Source organism: Ideonella alba (assembly GCF_018069875.1).
In the GTDB taxonomy this organism is placed as follows: Bacteria; Pseudomonadota; Gammaproteobacteria; order Burkholderiales; family Burkholderiaceae_C; genus Ideonella; species Ideonella alba.
In genome coordinates, this window is record NZ_JAGQDF010000009.1 from 191,815 (window position 1) to 209,626 (window position 17,812).

Annotated in this window: 17 protein-coding genes and 1 riboswitch; of the genes, 7 read left to right on the plus strand and 10 right to left on the minus strand. The window is 71.0% G+C overall.

The features are described 5' to 3' along the window. Window positions 1-9 precede the first annotated feature (9 nt). From KAK07_RS16445 to KAK07_RS16470, 6 genes are all read right to left on the minus strand, one after another. Window positions 10-2,109, minus strand: coding sequence for a TonB-dependent siderophore receptor (locus KAK07_RS16445; protein ID WP_210861941.1), 2,100 nt, complete (start codon window positions 2,107-2,109; stop codon window positions 10-12). Between the two features lie 82 nt (window positions 2,110-2,191). Then, window positions 2,192-2,298, minus strand: a riboswitch (TPP riboswitch). 86 nt (window positions 2,299-2,384) lie between these two features. Beyond that, a complete protein-coding gene (gene fdxA, locus KAK07_RS16450; protein ID WP_210804402.1) occupies window positions 2,385-2,708 on the minus strand; it encodes a ferredoxin FdxA in 324 nt (107 codons plus the stop codon). A gap of 105 nt (window positions 2,709-2,813) precedes the next feature. Beyond that, on the minus strand, window positions 2,814-3,566 hold the full coding sequence (gene cobA / locus KAK07_RS16455) for a uroporphyrinogen-III C-methyltransferase (protein WP_210853806.1): 753 nt from the start codon (window positions 3,564-3,566) through the stop codon (window positions 2,814-2,816). Window positions 3,567-3,573: 7 nt separating this feature from the next. After that, entirely contained in the window at window positions 3,574-4,356 is a 783-nt protein-coding gene (locus KAK07_RS16460; RefSeq protein ID WP_210861943.1) for a phosphoadenylyl-sulfate reductase, read from the minus strand. Further along, window positions 4,353-4,841: a DUF934 domain-containing protein gene (locus KAK07_RS16465; RefSeq protein WP_210861945.1), complete on the minus strand. Its 489-nt coding sequence runs from the start codon at window positions 4,839-4,841 to the stop codon at window positions 4,353-4,355. The genes KAK07_RS16460 and KAK07_RS16465 overlap by 4 nt, the downstream gene beginning before the upstream one ends. A 15-nt stretch (window positions 4,842-4,856) precedes the next feature. Beyond that, a complete protein-coding gene (locus KAK07_RS16470) occupies window positions 4,857-6,575 on the minus strand; it encodes a nitrite/sulfite reductase (RefSeq protein ID WP_210861946.1) in 1,719 nt (572 codons plus the stop codon). Between the two features lie 145 nt (window positions 6,576-6,720). Between KAK07_RS16470 and KAK07_RS16475 the strand changes: the two genes are divergently transcribed. After that, entirely contained in the window at window positions 6,721-7,659 is a 939-nt protein-coding gene (locus KAK07_RS16475) for a patatin-like phospholipase family protein (protein ID WP_210861948.1), read from the plus strand. Window positions 7,660-7,819: 160 nt separating this feature from the next. Here the strand turns inward: KAK07_RS16475 and KAK07_RS16480 are convergent, their stop codons facing one another. Continuing rightward, window positions 7,820-8,371, minus strand: coding sequence for a phasin family protein (locus KAK07_RS16480; protein WP_210853811.1), 552 nt, complete (start codon window positions 8,369-8,371; stop codon window positions 7,820-7,822). 204 nt (window positions 8,372-8,575) lie between these two features. Here KAK07_RS16480 and KAK07_RS16485 point away from each other — a divergent pair, with 204 nt between their 5' ends. Genes KAK07_RS16485 through KAK07_RS16510 form a run of 6 tightly spaced genes read left to right on the plus strand, consistent with a single transcriptional unit; the run spans window position 8,576 to window position 14,276 of the window. Continuing rightward, complete coding sequence (locus KAK07_RS16485; RefSeq protein WP_210861950.1) at window positions 8,576-9,559, plus strand: histone deacetylase family protein; 984 nt, start codon at window positions 8,576-8,578, stop codon at window positions 9,557-9,559. Further along, window positions 9,556-9,993, plus strand: a complete 438-nt coding sequence (locus KAK07_RS16490; protein WP_210853813.1) for an acyl-CoA thioesterase — start codon at window positions 9,556-9,558, stop codon at window positions 9,991-9,993. Before KAK07_RS16485 ends, KAK07_RS16490 begins: the two co-directional genes overlap by 4 nt. Window positions 9,994-9,998: 5 nt before the next feature. Continuing rightward, window positions 9,999-10,706: a nitroreductase gene (locus tag KAK07_RS16495; protein ID WP_210861952.1), complete on the plus strand. Its 708-nt coding sequence runs from the start codon at window positions 9,999-10,001 to the stop codon at window positions 10,704-10,706. A gap of 44 nt (window positions 10,707-10,750) precedes the next feature. After that, window positions 10,751-12,112, plus strand: a complete 1,362-nt coding sequence (locus KAK07_RS16500) for a citrate transporter (RefSeq protein ID WP_247664405.1) — start codon at window positions 10,751-10,753, stop codon at window positions 12,110-12,112. Further along, window positions 12,109-13,104, plus strand: coding sequence for a 2-hydroxyacid dehydrogenase (locus KAK07_RS16505; RefSeq protein WP_210861955.1), 996 nt, complete (start codon window positions 12,109-12,111; stop codon window positions 13,102-13,104). Before KAK07_RS16500 ends, KAK07_RS16505 begins: the two co-directional genes overlap by 4 nt. Further along, a complete protein-coding gene (locus KAK07_RS16510) occupies window positions 13,101-14,276 on the plus strand; it encodes an MFS transporter (protein WP_210853817.1) in 1,176 nt (391 codons plus the stop codon). Before KAK07_RS16505 ends, KAK07_RS16510 begins: the two co-directional genes overlap by 4 nt. Window positions 14,277-14,294: 18 nt before the next feature. Here KAK07_RS16510 and KAK07_RS16515 read toward each other — a convergent pair whose 3' ends face one another. The 3 genes from KAK07_RS16515 to folD are packed head-to-tail and all read right to left on the minus strand — an operon-like array spanning window position 14,295 to window position 17,786. Further along, a complete protein-coding gene (locus KAK07_RS16515; protein WP_210861957.1) occupies window positions 14,295-14,798 on the minus strand; it encodes a glutaredoxin family protein in 504 nt (167 codons plus the stop codon). A gap of 49 nt (window positions 14,799-14,847) precedes the next feature. Continuing rightward, window positions 14,848-16,887, minus strand: a complete 2,040-nt coding sequence (locus KAK07_RS16520) for a M3 family metallopeptidase (RefSeq protein WP_210861959.1) — start codon at window positions 16,885-16,887, stop codon at window positions 14,848-14,850. Between the two features lie 44 nt (window positions 16,888-16,931). After that, window positions 16,932-17,786 (minus strand): bifunctional methylenetetrahydrofolate dehydrogenase/methenyltetrahydrofolate cyclohydrolase FolD, encoded by an 855-nt coding sequence (gene folD, locus KAK07_RS16525; RefSeq protein WP_210853820.1) that lies wholly within the window; start codon window positions 17,784-17,786, stop codon window positions 16,932-16,934. Between the last annotated feature and the right edge of the window lie 26 nt (window positions 17,787-17,812).

Consider the following 17,812-nt stretch of genomic DNA (forward strand, 5'->3'; position numbering starts at 1 on the left):
TCAGCACTCTCACAAGCTGACCTGGACTGAAGCGCGCCAGGTGCGCGGTGCCAGCGGGTAGAGGTAGGCATGGCCGAACTGGAACGGGGTTTCCTGCCAGGCGCGGCGGTCGAACAGGTTGTCCACGCCCAGGCGCGCGATCCAGTCGCGGCCCCCCTCGCGCCAGCCATAGCGGGCGTTCAGGCCCACGGTGGTCCAGGCGCCGCTCTCGATGCTGTTGTCGGGCAGCACGTAGCGCGGACCCTCGTGCGACAGCCAGCCCTGCAGCAGCAGGCCGGGCAGGGCGCCGGGCTGCCAGCCCAACTGGGCGCGCAACACGCGGCGCGCGACGTTCTCGGGCACCAGGCCGTTGATCGCGGTATCGGCGGCGTCCTCGCGCACGGCGTGCAGCCACAGCGCCGAGCCCCGTAGGCTGAACTCGCCCCAGCGTGTCTCGCCAGCGGCTTCCAGCCCGCGGTGGCGGGCGGCACCGTCGATCAGGTAGGCGCTGCCGGTGTCGGTGACAGCCGGGCGGCGGATGTCGAAGGCGGCCAGCGAGGTGCCCCAGTCGCGCTCCTCATGCTTCCAGCCCAGTTCGGCCTGGCGGCTGCGCAGCGCGGGCAGCGGCTGGCCGGCCTGGGCGCCGTAGCTGCTGCGGTTGGGCACGACCACGCTCTCGACGCCCTGGCCCCAGCTGGCGTAGGCCATGTCCTGCGGCGTGAGCTGCCAGGTGGCGGCCAGCCAGGGCGTGGTGAAGCCCTGGTCATAGGACGTGGCGCGGCTGCCGTCGGTGCGCACGCTCTCGCGTTGCAGTGCGGTGTGGCGCAGGCCCAGCCACAGCCCCCAGGGGCCGTTCTGAAGGCGGTCGGTGAACTGCCACTCGGTGCTGCGCTCGTCGCGGTTGGTGTTGGTATCGGCAGGCACCGGCGATGCGGGCACCACGGCCTGGCCATCGATCGTGCCGATGCCGGCCCAGTTGAAGGCCTGCGCCCCCATGCGCTGACGGTAGCGTGTGGCCAGCACCGACAGACCCAAGGCATGCGTCCAGTCGCCGGTGCGGGCCTGACCGTCCAGGCGCAGCGCCAGGGCGTTGCTGTCGCGGTGCTCGCCGTTGCTGCGGAAGTCGTAGACGTCGAAGCTGCCGTCGCTGCAGTAGCGGTCGTAGGTGTTCTCGCTGCTGCAGCCAAAGGGGAAGGCCATGCGGTCGTCGGTGCGCAGGCGCTGGGTCATCGCGTGGGCCTGCACACGCCAGCCCTCGACCAGGGTCTGGGTGTAGCGCAGGCTGGCGGTGTGGCCGTCGAACACCACCGGGCCGGCCCAGGACTGGTTGTTCAGGTTGATGCGCGGGTTGATGGTCTGCGCCGAGGGCAGTGTGCTGCCCAGCAGGCTGAAGGCGGCGGCGCTGCGCTGGGCCTGGTGGCTGCGCTCCACCTCGGCCTCCAGCGTCTGGTCGGCCGACAGGCGCCAGGTGCCGGCCAAGGCGGCCAGCCAGCGCTGGCCGTCGGTGTCGTGCAGCAGCGGTCGCAGGCGGTCGGCGGACAGGGTCAGGCGCAGGCCCACGGCCTCGCCCACGCGGCGGTCGATGTCGGCGGCGGCGCGCAGGCTGCCGTCATCGGCGGCCCCGAGCAGCACGGTGGTGGCGTCACCCCGTGGCCGGCGCACCACCAGGTTGACCAGGCCGCCGGGGCTGCTGGTGCCGGCCTGCATGCCGCTGATGCCCTTGAGCACCTCGACGCGGTCCTTGTTCTCCAGGCCCAGTGCGGTCTCGGCGTTGATCGGCAGGCCGTCGCGGCGGAAGTTGAAGCGGTTGTCCAGCGCGTAGCCGCGCACCCGCATCTGCGCCCAGTAGCCGGGGGCGTTGTAGGCGTCGCCGAGGCTGGCGTCCAGGCGGGTGATCTCGCCCAGGGTGTCGATGCCCTGGTCGCGCAGGGCGGTGGTGCCCGCGGTGACGGTGGCGATGGGCGTGCGCTCGGCAGGGACGTCGCCAAAACCCGCCACGTCGGCCGGCAACTGCGGTGCGCGGCCGGTGACGGTGACCTGGGTGGATTGCGCCGACGCACCGAGTGCGGCCAGGGCAGCGAGGGCGGGCAGGGTGTGCCGGAAACGGCGGAGAACGGTGGTGTCAGCCATACGTGGACAGGTCCAGTGATGGCGCAGGCGGCTTGGTCGGGAGACCTGGGCGGCGCGGCCTGGAACGGGCGGACGCCGGCAGGCCGAAGGACGGCTGCTTCCCTGCGCGAGGATTACCTCAGTCAGGTTCAAAGGGTGTTTTCTCAGCCCCGAAGCCGTGAACGGCTCGGAGCACCCCTAGCGGATGCGGCGCAGGAATCTGCACCGCGAGGCGAATTGTGCCAGACGTGAAAAGGCCCGCACGCGGCGGGCCTGGGATCAGGGGCGCCGGGGGCTCAGCGCTGCAGCTGGTCCAGCTTGCCCTTGACGTCCTTCCACTGGTCGGCATCGGGCAGCGCGGCCTTGCGCTTGGTGATGCTGGGCCACTTCTTGGCCAGGTCGGCGTTGAGCTGGATGTAGGCCTGCTGGTCGCCGGGCACGTCTTCCTCAGGCAGGATGGCGTTGACCGGGCACTCGGGGATGCAGACGGCGCAGTCGATGCATTCGTCCGGGTCGATGGCCAGGAAATTGGGGCCTTCGCGGAAGCAATCGACGGGGCAGACGTCGACGCAGTCGGTGTACTTGCAGCGGATGCAGGCTTCGGTGACGACGTGGGTCATGGGGCGACGGTCAGAGTGTGAATGATGGGAGGCGGGCGCCCGGGGCGCTGGCCGTCGCTCATGCCATCCCGCGCGGGGGCAGGCACCAACGGCAAACCCGCAATTCTAAAGGGTGGCAGGGGGGTCCGAGTGATATCCCGCAATCGCCGCAGTGTGTCCCGCGCTCAGCGGGGTCGAGCCCACGCCCACCAGCACCACGGCCGGACGGCCGGCATGCAGTGCGTGGGCCTGGCCCAGCGTGCCCACCTGGTGGTCGCTGACGCGCTGGTCGGGCCAGCCCGCACGCGAGACCACACAGGCCGGCGCATCGGCCGGCCAGCCGGCGGCCTGCAGGCGCTCGCCCAGCGCGGCCAGCTGCTGGCCGGCCATGTAGAAGATCTCGGTGTCGGCGCGGCGCTCCACGCGCAGCTCGTGCTGGGCGGTCATCGCGGTGCTGAAGGCCACGCTGCGGCCCTCGCCGCGGCGCGTCAGTGGCCGCGCAGTGGCGGCGGCAGCGGCCTGTGCGGCGCTGACGCCGGGCACCACCTCGTAGCCCAGGCCGGCCGCTTGCAGCGCCTCGATCTCTTCCTCCAGGCGGCCGAAGACGCTGGGGTCGCCGCCCTTCAGGCGCGCGACGCGCTCGCCCGCGCCGGCCAGTTCGACCAGCAGGCGGTTGATCTCGTGCTGCGCGGTGGCGTGCGAGAAGCCGCGCTTGCCGACGTCGATCCAGCGTGCTGCCGGCGCGGCCTCGCGCAGCGCCGGGTCGGCCAGCGCATCGGCCAGCACCACCGTGGCGGTGCCCAGCAGGGTCCAGCCGCGGCGGGTGATCAGGTCGGCAGCGCCGGGGCCGGCGCCGATGAAGAGCACGTGTCCGGTCATCCGGACATCATGCCAGGGCGCGCTCGGCCTCGGGCTTCTTGACGTGCAGGCCGCATTCCTTGGCCGACTCGTCTTCCCACCACCAGCGCCCGGCGCGGAACTCCTCGCCCACGGCGATGGCGCGGGTGCAGGGGGCGCAGCCGATGCTGGGCATGAACTGGTCGTGCAGCGCGTTGTAGGGCACGTCGTTGCTGGCGATGTAGTGCCAGACGTCGTTCCAGCTCCACTCGACCAGCGGGTTGAACTTGACGCGGCCGTTGGGCTCGGTCTCCACCGCCGGCATGGTGCCGCGGTTGGCCGACTGCTCGCGGCGCAGGCCGGTGACCCAGGCGCTGCGGCCGCCCAGCATGCGCGACAGCGGCTCGAGCTTGCGCACCTGGCAGCAGGCCTTGCGCAGCTCGATGCTCTGGTACATCGCCTGCTCGCCATGCTGGCGCACGAAGTGCACCACCGATTCCTGCTGCGGCGCGTAGAGCTCGACCTTCAGGCCGTAGCGCTGTTCGATCTGCGGGATCAGGGCGAGCGTCTCGGCATGCAGCGCGCCGGTCTGCAGCGTGCCGATGGCAATGGGCAACTGGTGGCGGGCGATCAGGTCGGTCAGGACCATGTCCTCGGCGCCCAGGCTGTTGGCCAGCACGACCTGGCCGGGGTGCTCGGCGGCGGCGCGGCGCAGCCATTCCACCGTGTCGGCCACGCGCTGCTCGAAGCCGGGCGTGTGGCGGGCGTACAGGGCCTTGGCGTCAGAGACGGCGGGCGCGGCGGCCCAGGGCAGGGAAGAGGTGGTGCTCATGCGGCGACTCGCGCAAACAGCGGGCGCGGCTGGTGCACGTCGCCCTGGTAGTGATCGGTGACCAGGCCCAGCGCGCGCAGCGCGTGGGATTCCTTCTGGTCGGCACGCAGCTGCACCGCGTCGAAGCCGGTGCGCTGCAGCAGCGGCAGCATGTCGACCAGCACCTCGCCGGTGGCGCGCACCTGGCCGCGGTAGCCCAGGCGAACGCGCAGCAGGTGGGCCTGGCTGTAGGCGCGGCCGTCCACCCACTTGGGGAAGTGCAGTGCCACCAGCGCCAGGCGGGGCAGGTCGGCAGCAAGGTCTTCGACGTCGGCGGTGTTGGGCAACTGCACGCCCACCGGCAGATTCGCCGGCCAGGTGTCGCGCACGGCGTGCCACTGCTCCAGCGTCAGCAGCCGATGGGCGGCGGCTTGCGGATGAGGCACCGGGCCGTCTTCACCGCCAACGCGGTGCCAGGGGTCGTCGTGGGTGTGGATGAACAGCATGGCAGTCGGACTCACTCAGGCTTCGGCGGATTCGGGCTGGTGTTGAGCGGTGGCGTGGCGCACCGCGTCGGTGGCGGCGCGCAGCGGCGCGGTGCCCAGACGGCGCATGGTGTCGACGAAGGCCTCGCCGGCGGCGCGCTCGGCGCGGTAGACCTGCAACAGGGCCTCGATCGCGTCGGTCACTTCCTCGGCGGCGAAGGCCGGGCCGATCACCTTGCCGGGCGTGGCCGCGCCACTGGCGACGCGGCCGTCGGAGCCGCCCACCGACACCTGGTACCACTCCTTGCCGTCCTTGTCGACGCCGAGGATGCCGATGTGGCCGGTGTGGTGGTGGCCGCAGGAGTTCATGCAGCCGCTGATGTGCAGGTCGATGTCGCCCAGGTCGTGCAGCTCGTCCAGGTCGGCGAAGCGCTCGGTGATCTCGGCGGCCACGGGGATGGAGCGGGCGTTGGCCAGCGCGCAGAAGTCGCCACCGGGGCAGGCGATGATGTCGGTCAGCAGGCCCAGGTTGGGGGTGGCAAAGCCGGCGTCCTTGGCGGCGTGCCAGACGGCCAGCAGGTCGGCCTCGCGCACCCAGGGCAGCAGCAGGTTCTGCTCATGGGTGACGCGCAGCTCGCCCTGGCTGTAGCGGTCGGCCAGCGTGGCGGCGGCGTCCATCTGGTCGGCGGTGGCATCGCCCGGGGCCTGGCCGGCGCGCTTGAGCGACAGCGTCACGGCGCGGTAGCCGGGCACGCGGTGGGCGGCCACGTTGCGTTCCAGCCAGCGCAGGAAGGCCGGGTCGGCGGGGCCGGTGCGGTGCGGGTTGAAGCCCGGAGCGGCCGGGTGCACGCCGGCGGGGACCTCGAAGTGGCGCGACACGCGCTCCAGCTCAGAGGCCGGGATGATGTGCTCGCGACCGCCGGCATCGACGTTCAGGATCTTGTCGAACTCGGCGTTCACGGCATCAAAGAAGCGCTGGCCCTCGGCCTTGACCAGGATCTTGATGCGTGCCTTGTAGGCGTTGTCGCGGCGGGCGAAGCGGTTGTAGGTGCGCACCACCGCTTCCAGGTAGACCAGGATCTGCTGCCAGGGCACGAAGGCGGCGATCTCGCTGGCGATCACCGGCGTGCGGCCCATGCCGCCGCCAACGAAGACCTTGAAGCCCACCTCGCCCTCGGCGTTCTTCAGCACCTGCAGACCGATGTCGTGCCACAGGATGGCGGCGCGGTCTTCGGCGGCACCGGTGATGGCGATCTTGAACTTGCGCGGCAGGAAGGCGAACTCGGGGTGCAGCGTGCTCCACTGGCGCAGCAGCTCGGCATAGGGGCGCGGATCGACCGCTTCATCGGGGGCGATGCCGGCCAGCGCGTCGGTGGTGATGTTGCGGATGCAGTTGCCGCTGGTCTGGATGCCGTGCATGTCGACCTCGGCCAGGCGGTCCATCACGTCGGCTGCGCGCTCCAGCGGGATCCAGTTGTACTGCAGGTTCTGGCGGGTGGTGAAATGCCCGAAGCCGCGGTCGAATTCGCGGGCGATGTCGGCCAGGGTGCGCAGCTGGCGGCTGGCCAGCTCGCCGTAGGGCACGGCCACGCGCAGCATCGGTGCATGGCGCTGGACGTACCAGCCGTTCTGCAGGCGCAGCGCCCGGAAGTCGTCGTCGGGCAGTTCGCCGGCCAGGTGGCGCGTCAGCTGGTCGCGGAACTGGGCGGCGCGCTGGCGGACGAACTGGCGGTCGAAGGCGGTGTAGGCGTACATGGCGTTCCGGGTGCGGAAGAGGTCTGGCTGCGCACTCTAGGGAAAACGCATATGTTTGAAAACGAATCAAATTTCAGATGAACATATCTGATGGTTATATAAAGCGCCGCCAGCCCGTGTGCGGCGCCTTCCTAGAATGCGCGCCATGACCGAGATCCTCGACCGGCGCCGCCGCCTGGGCCTGCAGTGGGCCACGCTGGCGGCCCTGGGGGGCCTGGCGGGCTGCCAGACGACGCCCCCGTTGCCGGCCCCCGCACCGTCCCCCGCCCCGGTGCCGCCTCCACCGCCGCCCCCGCCCCGGGTGCTGCGCCCGCCGGTGCTGGGCCTGGCGCTGGGTGGCGGCGCGGCGCGCGGCTTTGCCCACATCGGCGTGATCCAGGTGCTGGAGGAGCAGGGCATCCGGCCGCAGCTGGTGACCGGTACCTCGGCGGGCAGCCTGGTCGCGGCGCTGTACGCCAGCGGCCACAGCGGCACCGACCTGGGCCGCATGGCCCAGGACATGGACGAATCGGCGCTGACCGACTGGGCCTTTCCGGGCCGTGGCGTGCTCAAGGGCGAGGCGCTGGCGGTGTATGTGCGCAAGCAGACCGGCGGGCTGCCGATCGAGCAGATGAAGCTGCCGCTGGGCATCGTCGCCACCGACCTGGCCGACGGCCAGCCCATCCTGTTCCGCCGCGGCGATGTGGGCTCGGCGGTTCGGGCCTCCAGCGCGGTGCCGGCGGTGTTCCATCCGGTGCGCATCAACGGCCGCGAGTACGTGGACGGCGGCCTGGTGTCGCCGGTGCCGGTGCGCTATGCGCGGGAGATGGGCGCCGAGATGGTGATCGCGGTGGACATCTCCACGCCGCCGGACGGCGGCGCCACCGGCGACGCGCTGCGCCTGCTGCTGCAGACCTTCTCGATCATGGGCCGCAGCATCAACCAGTGGGAGCTGAAGGACGCCGACGTCGTGCTGCGCCCCACGCTGACCGGCGTGGCCGGCACCGACTTCACGGCGCGGCTGAAGGCATTGAAAGCGGGCCGCGAGGCGGCGCAGGCGATGCTGCCGGCGATCCGCCAGAAACTGGCCGCCCTGGCGCGCTGACGAACGCGCTGACAAGATCGCGCCGACAAAAAAAAGACCCGGCCGCGGGGCCGGGTCTGAAGGGTACCTGGAAGCCAGTCTTCGGAGGTACCGAGGAGACAACCTTCACAGATAGAGAGTGAGGACCGCCCTGGGCAGGGCGGTCGGCGCAGCCTGGGAATCAGGCGGCGCGGCGCGACTTGGTGGCGGTCTGCGTGGTCTTGACGGCTTGCGCGGTCACGGCCTGGAAGTTGGCTTCGGCCACTTCGGCGGCTTGCTTGGCAGCCTTGTGCACGCTCTCGTAGGCGTTGTTGGCGGCGGCCATGGCCGACTTCACCAGGGCGACGGCGTTCTCGGTGCCGGCCGGGGCGTTCTTGACGGCGCTGTCGACCAGGCCGGTGAACGACTTCTGGGCGTCAGCCACTTGGCTCTCGGCCAGCTTGACGACTTCGGCGTTGGTGGCGGCGACGATGTCGTACAGGTGACGGCTGTAGGCGGCGGCCTTCTCGGCGGCCGGTTGCAGCAGGCCAGCTTGCAGGCTCATCAGCTCTTGCGCGTCCTTGACCGACAGGGCGGCCTTGGTGGTCTCGGCGGCTTCGGTCATCGAGGCCTTGGCGACTTGCAGGTTCAGCTCGACGAGCTTTTCCACGCCTTCGAAGGCCTTGCCGGTCAGGTCGAACAGGGTTTCGACGTTGGCCTTCTGGGCGGCGAGCAGTTGTTCAGCGGTCAGCATGTGAATCTCCTAAGGGGGGTTGAACACTTGCTGCCGTGTTTGTTGCACTGCAGCATGGAACGAAGTATGCGGGTCAACCCGCGGGATTGCAAGCACTTTTTTGTGCGGTGCAGCAAACTCTAGGGGCATCGCTCTAACCCAGCCCCGTCGCCTCTCCTGACCCCGCGCCGGCGCCGGTCAGCCCGTACACCGCAGAATCGCTAGGTGCACGCCTACACCTCTGACCACCATGCGCTGCCGCTGCCCTCGGGTCACCGTTTTCCGGTCTCCAAGTACCGGTTGCTGCGGGAGCGGGTGGCGCGCGACCTGCCGCAGATCCGCCTGATTCCGGCCCCACCGGCCAGCGAGGGCGAGCTGGCGCTGGCCCATGAGCCGCGCTGGATCTCCGCCGTGCTGGAAGGCACCACCACGGCGGCCGAGCAGCGCGAGATCGGCTTTCCCTGGACGCCGTCGATGGCCGAGCGCTCCCGTCGGTCGGTGGGCGCCACCATTGCCGCCGCGCGCCAGGCCCTGTCCGAGGGGGTGGCGGCCAACCTGGCGGGCGGCACCCACCATGCCTATGCGCACAAGGGGGCGGGTTTCTGTGTCTTCAACGACGTGGCGGTGGCCGCGCGCCTGATGCAGGCCGAATGGCTGCGCCGCCAGGCCCAGGGGCTGCAGGTGCTGGTGATCGACCTGGACGTGCACCAGGGCAACGGCACGGCCTCGATCTTCGCCCGCGACCCCTCGGTGTTCACCTTGTCGATGCACGGCGCGCGCAACTTCCCGTTCCGCAAGGAAGCCAGCGACCTGGACGTGGAACTGCCCGACGGCTGCCGCGACGAAACTTACCTCGAGGCACTGGACGCCGCGCTGGTGGAGGTGGAGTGCCGCCTGGCCGCGCAGCCGCCCGGCCTGGCCTTCTACCTGGCCGGCGCCGACCCGCACGAGGGCGACCGCCTGGGCCGGCTGAAGCTGACGGCCGCCGGCCTGGCCGAGCGTGACCGCCGGGTGCTGGAGTGGCTGCGCCTGCGCCAGGTCCCGGTGGCGCTGAGCATGGCCGGCGGCTACGGCCACGACATCGAGGTCACCGTGGCGCTGCAGGCCACCACCATCGAGCTGGCCTGGCAATCCTGGCAAGTCTGGGGCCGTGGGTGCCGCGCGGGCGACACGGACGCCGCCGCCGCGGTGGAACAATCCGCCCGATGAGCGCCCGCCCGCAACCCGACGCCCGCAGCAGCTACCGCCTGTTCCGCCCGGTCCCCACCCGCTGGATGGACAACGACATCTACGGCCATGTCAACAACGTCCACTACTACAGCTACTTCGACACCGCGGTCAACAGCTACCTGATCGAGACCGGCGCGCTGGATATCCACGCCGGCCGCACGATCGGCCTGGTGATCGAGACGCGCTGCAACTACTTCGCGCCGCTGGCCTTTCCGCAGCTGGTGGAGGCCGGCTTGCGCGTGGCGCACCTGGGCAGCTCCAGTGTGCGCTACGAGATCGGCCTGTTTGCGGCTGGCGAGCCGCTGAGCGCCGCCAGCGGCCATTTCGTCCATGTCTATGTCGACCGCGACAGCCGCCGCCCGGTGCCCCTGCCGGACGCTCTGCGCGCCGCCCTGGAACCCCTGAGAACCTGAGACCGATGCCCACCTCCATCACCCCCGAGTCCATCGCCGCGGTCGATGCCGCCATCACCAGCCGCCGCTCGATCCGCGCCTTCCTGCCCACGCCGGTGCCGCGCGAGACCGTCGAGCAGATCCTGGCGGTGGCGTCGCGCGCGCCGTCGGGTACCAACACCCAGCCCTGGCAGGTGCATGTGCTGACCGGTGCGTCGCTGGCCGAGCTGAGCCGGCGCGTGCGCAGCGCCTTTGATGACCCCGAGGAGCGCGCACGTCACACCGAGGAGTACGACTACTACCCGGCGCAGTGGGTGTCGCCCTACATCGACCGCCGCCGCAAGGTGGGTTGGGACCTCTACAGCCTGCTGCAGATCGGCAAGACCGACAAGCAGCGCATGCACGAGCAGCACGGCCGCAACTACGCCTTCTTCGATGCGCCGGTGGGCCTGATCTTCACGATCGACCGCATCATGGGCACCGGCAGCATGCTCGACTACGGCATGTTCCTGCAGAACGTCATGGTGGCGGCGCGGGCCCGAGGGCTGGACACCTGCCCGCAGGCGGCCTTCACGCAGTTCCACCGCGTGATCGAGGACTTCCTGGGTCTGGACGCCGCCAAGCAGATGGTGGTCTGCGGCATGTCGCTGGGCCATGCCGACCCGGAGCGCATCGAGAACAGCCTGGTCACCGAGCGCGAGCCGGTGGCCGGCTTCACACGCTTCCACGAATGAGACACCGAGGACCGGTCGCCGTGATGGCGCCCTGGAGCTGATCCATGAGCCGGATGACCCAGCGCCGACTGCTGGCGCCCCTGTGCCTGCTGGCCGCGGCCTGGCCCGCCAGCGCCCATGCCGGCGCCCAGGCCACGGCCTTTGCCGGGCCGGCCCTGGCCGGGGTGCCTCTGGAATTCTTCATGTTCGCCATCGTGCTGGCGGGCGTGGCCATGTTCCACCACCACACGCTGCGCATCGCCGTGGCCGGTGCGCTGGGCATTGCGCTGTACAAGGTTCTGGCCTCGCCGTTCGCCCACGGCGCGGGGCTGGGCGGACTGGCGGCCCACCTGGGCCATGAGTGGGTGGTGCTGGCCAACCTGCTGCTGCTGCTGCTGGGTTTTGCGCTGCTGGCGCAGCACTTCGAGGACAGCGAGGTGCCGGCGGTGCTGCCGCGCTGGCTGCCTGACGACTGGACCGGCGCGCTGGCGCTGCTGGTGCTGGTGTTCGTGCTGTCGGCCTTCCTGGACAACATTGCCGCGGCCATGATCGGCGGCGCGATCGCCCACACCGTGTTCGGCGGCAAGGTGCACATCGGCTACCTGGCGGCGATCGTGGCGGCCTCGAACGGCGGCGGCGCCGGCTCGGTGGTGGGCGACACCACGACGACGATGATGTGGATCGCCGGCATCAGTCCCGGCGAGGTGCTGGAGGCCTACGTCGGCTCGGTGGTGGCACTGGCGATCTACGGCGTGCCCACCTCGATCAAGCAGCAGGCCTACTCGCCGATCCAGAAGGACGAACGCGCTGGCGTGCACATCGACTGGACGCGCCTGGGCATCGTGGTGTTCATCCTGCTGGCGGCGATCGTCGTCAATGTGGCGGTCAACACGCGTTTCGCTGAACAGGCCGACGCCTTTCCCTTCTTGGGCGCCGCGGTCTGGGTGGCGGTGCTGGCCAGTGCACCGCTGCGGATGCCCAAGTGGTCCTTGCTGCCGGGGGCGCTGAAGGGGTCGGTGTTCCTGCTGTCGCTGGTGCTGTGCGCGTCGATGATGCCGGTCGAGCGGCTGCCGGCCGCGTCCTGGTCCACGGCGCTGGGGCTGGGCTTCCTGTCGGCGGTGTTCGACAACATTCCGCTGACCGCGCTGGCCCTCAAGCAGGGCGGCTACGACTGGGGTTTCCTGGCCTATGCGGTGGGCTTCGGTGGATCGATGATCTGGTTCGGCTCCTCGGCCGGTGTGGCCCTGTCCAACATGTACCCGCAGGCCCGCTCGGTGGCGGCCTGGCTGCGGGAGGGCTGGTACGTGGCCCTGGCCTATGTGATCGGATTTGCGGTGATGATGATGACGCTCGGTTTCCATCCCGGCAGCACGCCACGCGGCCAGGCGGCAGCGCCCGCGGCCTCGGCCGTGGAGGGCCAGCCATGAGTCCAGCGCGCCCCCGCATCCTGGTCACCCGGCGCATCTTCGAGCCGGTGCTCGACCGCCTGCGTGCCGTGGCCGACCTCGACGTGCACGACAGCGACGTGGCGCTGTCGCCGCAGGAACTGATGCAGCGCCTGCCGGCCTGTGACGGCGCCTTCGTGGCCACCACCGAGCGCATCGACGCCGCACTGCTCAATGCCTGCCCACGCCTGCGCGCCGTGTGCAGCATGGCGGTGGGCTACAACAACATCGACCTGGCAGCGTGCACCGCCCGCGGCGTGCTGGTGAGCAACGCGCCCGATGTGCTGACCGAAACCACCGCCGACTTCGGCTTTGCGCTCTTGCTGGCCACCGCGCGGCGGGTGACCGAGAGCGAGCATTTCCTGCGCGCCGGCCAGTGGCGCTACTGGAGCGTGGACCTGTTCGCCGGCCAGGATGTGCACGGCGCGACGCTGGGCATCCTGGGCATGGGCCGCATCGGCCAGGCCGTGGCGCGGCGCGGCGTGCTGGGCTTTGGCATGAAGCTGGTCTACCACAACCGCAGCCGCCTGCCGGCCGAGACCGAGGCCGCGCTGGGGGCCCGCTGGGTGGACAAGGACACGTTGCTGGCCGAAGCCGATCACCTGGTGATCGTCGTACCCTACACGCCCGAGACCCACCACCTGGTGGGCGCGGCCGAACTGGCCCGCATGAAGCCCGGCGCCACGCTGGTGAACATCGCCCGCGGCGGCGTGGTGGACGATGCCGCGCTGGCCCAGGCGCTGCGCGAGGGCCCGCTGGCGGCTGCCGGTCTGGATGTGTTCGAGGGCGAGCCCTCGGTCCACCCCGGCCTGCTGGCCGCCTCCAACGTGGTGCTGACGCCCCACATCGCCAGCGCCAGCCTGCGCACCCGCCTGGCCATGGCCCAGCTGGCGGCCGACAACCTGCTGGCCTTCTTCAGCGGCGGCACGCCGCCCACGGCGCTGAACCCCGAGGTGCTGGCACGGCCTCGATGAGCAGCGCGCTGCGCGAGCGTTTCTGGGCCGTCATTGCCGCACTGGTCTGCGTGCATGCCGCGATGGCGGCCACACGTGTCACCGCCAGCCTGTTGCTGCTGCACCGCGGCGCACCGGAATGGCAGGTCGGTGCACTGCTGTCCCTGTTCGCGGTGGCGCCAATCGGCCTGAGCCTGTGGGCCGGCCGCCTGGCCGACCGTCACGGCCTGCACCGGCCGCTGGCGGTGGGGGTGCTGCTGGGCTGCGCCGGGGCGGGCATCGCGGTCTGGAGCCAGCACACGCTGGCGCTGGCCTGGGCGGCGCTGTGTACCGGCGGCGGCATTGCGGTGGCGGCGGTGGGCATCCAGCGCGAGGCCGGGCTGATGGCGCGGGATCCGTCCGACCTGAAAAGGGTGTTCAGCTGGGTGGCGCTGGGACCGGCGATCTCGAATGCGGCGGCGCCGGTGCTGGTGGGCCTGCTGATCGACCATGTGGGGTTCCGCGCCGGCTTCGTGCTGGCCGCGAGCCTGCCGCTGCTGGCCTGGTGGCTGGGTCGCCTGCTGCCGCGCCTGGCCCCGAAGCCGCCGGCCGCAGCGGCGGCGTCGGCGCGCACGCGCAGCGCGCTGTGGCGCCACCCGCCGCTGGTGCTGCTGGTGGGGCTGAACCTGGCGCTGTCGTCGACCTGGGATGCCCACAGCTTCGTGGTGCCGGTGCTGGGCCACGCGCGCGGGATGAGCGCCTCGGCCATCGGCCTGGTGCTGGGCAGCTTTGCGGTGGCGGCCAGCCTGGTGCGGCTGGCGATTTCACGCTGGGCCGATCACCTGGACGAGGTCCGGGCGCTGCGGTGGGCGATGGCCGTGGCGGGCAGCACGTGCCTGGTCTATGCCTTCCTGCCTGGTGTGGGTGGCATGCTGCTGGGCTCGGCGGTGCTGGGGGTGGCGCTGGGCTCGGTGCAGCCGATGGTGCTGGCCCTGCTGCACCAGGTCACGCCGGCAGCGCGCCATGGCGAGGCGCTGGGCCTGCGCATGCTGGCCACCAACGCAGCGACGATCGGCATGCCGCTGCTGTTCGGCCTGCTGGCCGGGGCCACCAGCCGTGCGGCACCGATGTGGCTGATGAGCAGCCTGCTGGCGCTGGCCTGGTGGCAGGCCGGGCGGCTGCCGCCTGCCCACGCACGCGAGGTGGCGGGCTGAGCAGGCCTCAGCCGACGCTCAGAAGCGGATCTTCGGCCGCGACGGGTCGTCGGTGGGCTCAGGCGCCGGAGAGGTTGGCGCCGGACTGGGCACCGCGGGCGCCGGCGGCACGGCCGGGCCCAGCGGCTCGGGGGCCGGGCGGGCCCAGTTCTTGGGCAGGCGGTTGTCCTTGGGGTAGCCGGCGGCGTCCAGGTAGCTGTTCCACTCCTGGCTCACCAGACCGACCACCTGCTGCCGACCGACGATCAGCACCGGCAGCGAGGTGGCGCCGGTCAGGTGGCGCAGCGCCGCGATGTCCCCTGCGGTGTCGACCTTCTTCTCGGTGAACGGCACGCCGCGCTGCACCAGCAACTGGCGCGCAGGCTCGCAGGCGCGGCAATCCTTGCCGGTGATCAGCTGCACCGGGTAGCGGTTGCTGGCCTCACGCAGTTCATAGGGCAGGGTCTGCGCCCAGGCGCTGCCCAGGCACAGGGTGGCCAGGGCCAGCGACGCCAACGGGCGGAAGAGGGGGCGGTGGTTCATCGGTGGGTGAGCGCGAAAGCGGGCACGGTCATAGTGTCGGGCAGGGCGCTCAGGCGGGCAAGCCAGCCATGCCCTGGTGACGCAGCAGCGCATCGATGCGGGGCTCGCGGCCGCGGAAGGCCTGGAAGCTCTCCAGCGCCGGGCGGCTGCCGCCGACCTCCAGCACCTCGCGGCGGAAGCGCTCGCCGGTGGCGGCGTCCAGCACGCCAGCCTCCTCGAAGGCGCTCCAGGCGTCGGCCGACAGCACCTCGGCCCACTTGTAGCTGTAATAGCCCGCGCCGTAGCCCCCGGCGAACAGGTGCGAGAAGGTGTTGGGCATGCGGTTGAACGCCGGCGGCTGCACCACCGCCACCTCGTCGCGGACCGATTCGGCAATCGCCTGCACGCGGCCGGGCGCATCGGCTTCGGTGTGGATGCGCATGTCGAACAGGCCGAACTCGACCTGCCGCAGCGTCTGCATGCCGCTCTGGAAGTTCTTGGCCGCGTTCATCTTGTCGTACAGCGCACGCGGCAGCGGCTCGCCGGTGTCGACATGGGCGGTCAGGCGCTGCAGCACGTCCCATTCCCAGCAGAAGTTCTCCATGAACTGGCTGGGCAACTCCACCGCGTCCCATTCAACGCCGGCAATGCCCGAGACGCCCATGTCCTCGATGCGGGTGAGCAGGTGGTGCAGGCCGTGGCCGAATTCGTGGAAGAGGGTGGTGACGTCGTCATGCGTCAGCAGCGCCGGCTTGTCGCCCACCGGGGCGGCGAAATTGCACACCAGATGGGCCACCGGGGTCTGCAGGCCGCGGCCGTCCGGGCGCAGCCAGCGCTCGCGTGCGTCGTCCATCCAGGCGCCCGGGCGCTTGCCTGGGCGGGCATAGGGGTCCAGGTAGAACTCGCCCACCAGTGCACCCGCCCGCTCCAGCCGGAAGAAGCGCACCGACGGGTGCCAGGTGCGCGCCTCGGCCGGCGTGATCGTGACGTCGAACAGCGAGGAGATGATCGAGAACAGGCCGTCCAGCACCTTGGGCAGCGGGAAATAGGCCTTCACCTCCTGGTCGCTGAAGGCGTAGCGGGCCTCCTTGAGCTTCTCGCTCACATAGGCGATGTCCCAGGACTGCAGCTCGTTCAGCCCCAGCTGCGCCGTGGCAAAGGCGCGCAGCTCGGCCATGTCGCGCTGGGCCGGGCCGCGGGCGCGCCGGGCCAGGTCGCGCAGGAAGGCCATCACCTCGTCCGGGCTGCGCGCCATCTTGGCGGCCAGCGACAGCTCGCCGAAGTTGGCGAAGCCCAGCAGTGCGGCCTCCTCGGCGCGCAGCTGCAGCAATTCGGCCATCACCGGCGCGTTGTCGCGTTCGGGCGGACCGAACTCGCTGGCCCGGGTGACATAGGCGCGGTAGAGCTGCTCGCGCAGCGCGCGGTCGTGGGCGTACTGCATCACCGGCAGGTAGCTGGGCGCATGCAGCGTGATCTTGCAGCCGGCGCGGCCCTCTGCCTCGGCGGCGGCACGGGCGGCCTGCACCGCATCGGCCGGCACGCCGTCGAGCTGCGCGGGCTCCAGGTACAGGGCGAAGGCATCGGTGGCGTCGAGCACGTGGTTCGAGAAGGCCTGCGACAGCGCGGCGCTGCGCTCCTGGATCTCGGCGTAGCGGGTGCGGGCTGCGCCCTGCAGGTCGGCGCCGCCCAGGCGGAAGTCGCGCAGCCAGTGGGCCAGTGCCGACTGGCGCGGCGCGCTGAGCGTGGCCGCCTGCGGGCTGGCGGCCAGCGCCTTGTACTTGGCGTACAGGCGCTCGTCGCTGCCCAGGCGGGTGTAGAACTCGGTGACGCGGGGCAGCAGCTCCGCGCGGGCGGCGCGCAGCTCGGCCGTGTCGGCCACGTGGCACAGGTGACCCACCGCGCCCCAGGCGCGCGACAGGCGTTCGGTGGCCACGCCCAGCGACAGTGACAAGGCGTCATAGTCGATCGCCACATCCGGGCCGACGCAGCGGTCCAGCGCGGTTTCGGCGTCGGCCAGCAGCTGGGTCATCGCGGGCGCCACCTGCTCGGGGCGGATCAGGTCATAGGCCACCAGGCCGTCGAGTTGCAGCAGCGGGTTGTCGGTGTTCATGGCGTGATCTTCGGCGCGCAAGGGTGTCCGTGAAGGGCCCAGGGTCAGGCGGCGGCCCGCTCGGCGGCTTCCAGCGTGTTGACCAGCAGCATGGTGATGGTCATCGGGCCGACGCCGCCGGGCACCGGGGTGATCCAGCCCGCCACCTCGCGCACACCGGCGAAGTCGACATCGCCGCACAGCTTGCCCTCGTCGTTGCGGTTCATGCCCACGTCAATCACCACCGCGCCGGGCTTGACCATGTCGGCGGTCAGCACGTTGCGCTTGCCCACCGCGGCCACCACCACATCGGCCTGCCGGGTGAAGGCGCCCAGGTCGGCCGTGCCGCTGTGGCAGACGGTGACGGTGGCATTGGCCTGCAGCAGCATCATCGCCATCGGCTTGCCGACGATGTTGCTGCGGCCGATGACCACCGCATGCTTGCCGCGCAGGTCCTTCAGACCGATGGATTCCAGCATCTTCATGCAGCCGTAGGGAGTGCAGGCCTTGAAGCCGACCTCGCCCACCATCAGCGCGCCGGCGCTGGCGACGTGGAAGCCGTCGACGTCCTTGGCCGGCGAGATGGTCTCGATGACCTTGTGGTCATCAATGTGCCTGGGCAGCGGCAGTTGCACCAGGATGCCGTGGATGGCGGGATCCTTGTTCAGGGCGTCGATCCGGGCCAGCAGCGCGGCCTCGGAGAGGTCGGCGTCGTACTTCTCCAGCACCGAGTGGAAGCCGGCGTCGGCGCAGGCCTTGACCTTGTTGCGCACATAGACGGCGCTGGCGGGGTTGTCGCCCACCAGGATCACCGCCAGGCCCGGGCGGTGGCCGCGGGCGGTGAGGGCTGCGGCGCGTTGCGCCACCTCGGCGCGAACCTGGGCGGAGAGGGCGTTACCGTCGATCAGTTGGGCGGTCATGGCGGTGTGTGTGCAGGAGGGATCAG

Bases quoted from the DNA above. Each gene is read 5' to 3' on its own strand.
- fdxA (WP_210804402.1), bottom strand. From the start codon at position 2,708: ATGACCCACGTCGTCACCGAAGCCTGCATCCGCTGCAAGTACACCGAC.
- folD (WP_210853820.1), bottom strand. From the start codon at position 17,786: ATGACCGCCCAACTGATCGACGGTAACGCCCTCTCCGCCCAGGTTCGC.
- KAK07_RS16510 (WP_210853817.1), top strand. From the start codon at position 13,101: ATGAGCAGCGCGCTGCGCGAGCGTTTCTGGGCCGTCATTGCCGCACTG.
- KAK07_RS16500 (WP_247664405.1), top strand. From the start codon at position 10,751: ATGAGCCGGATGACCCAGCGCCGACTGCTGGCGCCCCTGTGCCTGCTG.
- KAK07_RS16495 (WP_210861952.1), top strand. From the start codon at position 9,999: ATGCCCACCTCCATCACCCCCGAGTCCATCGCCGCGGTCGATGCCGCC.
- KAK07_RS16445 (WP_210861941.1), bottom strand. From the start codon at position 2,109: ATGGCTGACACCACCGTTCTCCGCCGTTTCCGGCACACCCTGCCCGCC.
- cobA (WP_210853806.1), bottom strand. From the start codon at position 3,566: ATGACCGGACACGTGCTCTTCATCGGCGCCGGCCCCGGCGCTGCCGAC.
- KAK07_RS16490 (WP_210853813.1), top strand. From the start codon at position 9,556: ATGAGCGCCCGCCCGCAACCCGACGCCCGCAGCAGCTACCGCCTGTTC.
- KAK07_RS16465 (WP_210861945.1), bottom strand. From the start codon at position 4,841: ATGCTGTTCATCCACACCCACGACGACCCCTGGCACCGCGTTGGCGGT.
- KAK07_RS16475 (WP_210861948.1), top strand. From the start codon at position 6,721: ATGACCGAGATCCTCGACCGGCGCCGCCGCCTGGGCCTGCAGTGGGCC.
- KAK07_RS16505 (WP_210861955.1), top strand. From the start codon at position 12,109: ATGAGTCCAGCGCGCCCCCGCATCCTGGTCACCCGGCGCATCTTCGAG.
- KAK07_RS16515 (WP_210861957.1), bottom strand. From the start codon at position 14,798: ATGAACCACCGCCCCCTCTTCCGCCCGTTGGCGTCGCTGGCCCTGGCC.
- KAK07_RS16480 (WP_210853811.1), bottom strand. From the start codon at position 8,371: ATGCTGACCGCTGAACAACTGCTCGCCGCCCAGAAGGCCAACGTCGAA.
- KAK07_RS16460 (WP_210861943.1), bottom strand. From the start codon at position 4,356: ATGAGCACCACCTCTTCCCTGCCCTGGGCCGCCGCGCCCGCCGTCTCT.
- KAK07_RS16520 (WP_210861959.1), bottom strand. From the start codon at position 16,887: ATGAACACCGACAACCCGCTGCTGCAACTCGACGGCCTGGTGGCCTAT.
- KAK07_RS16470 (WP_210861946.1), bottom strand. From the start codon at position 6,575: ATGTACGCCTACACCGCCTTCGACCGCCAGTTCGTCCGCCAGCGCGCC.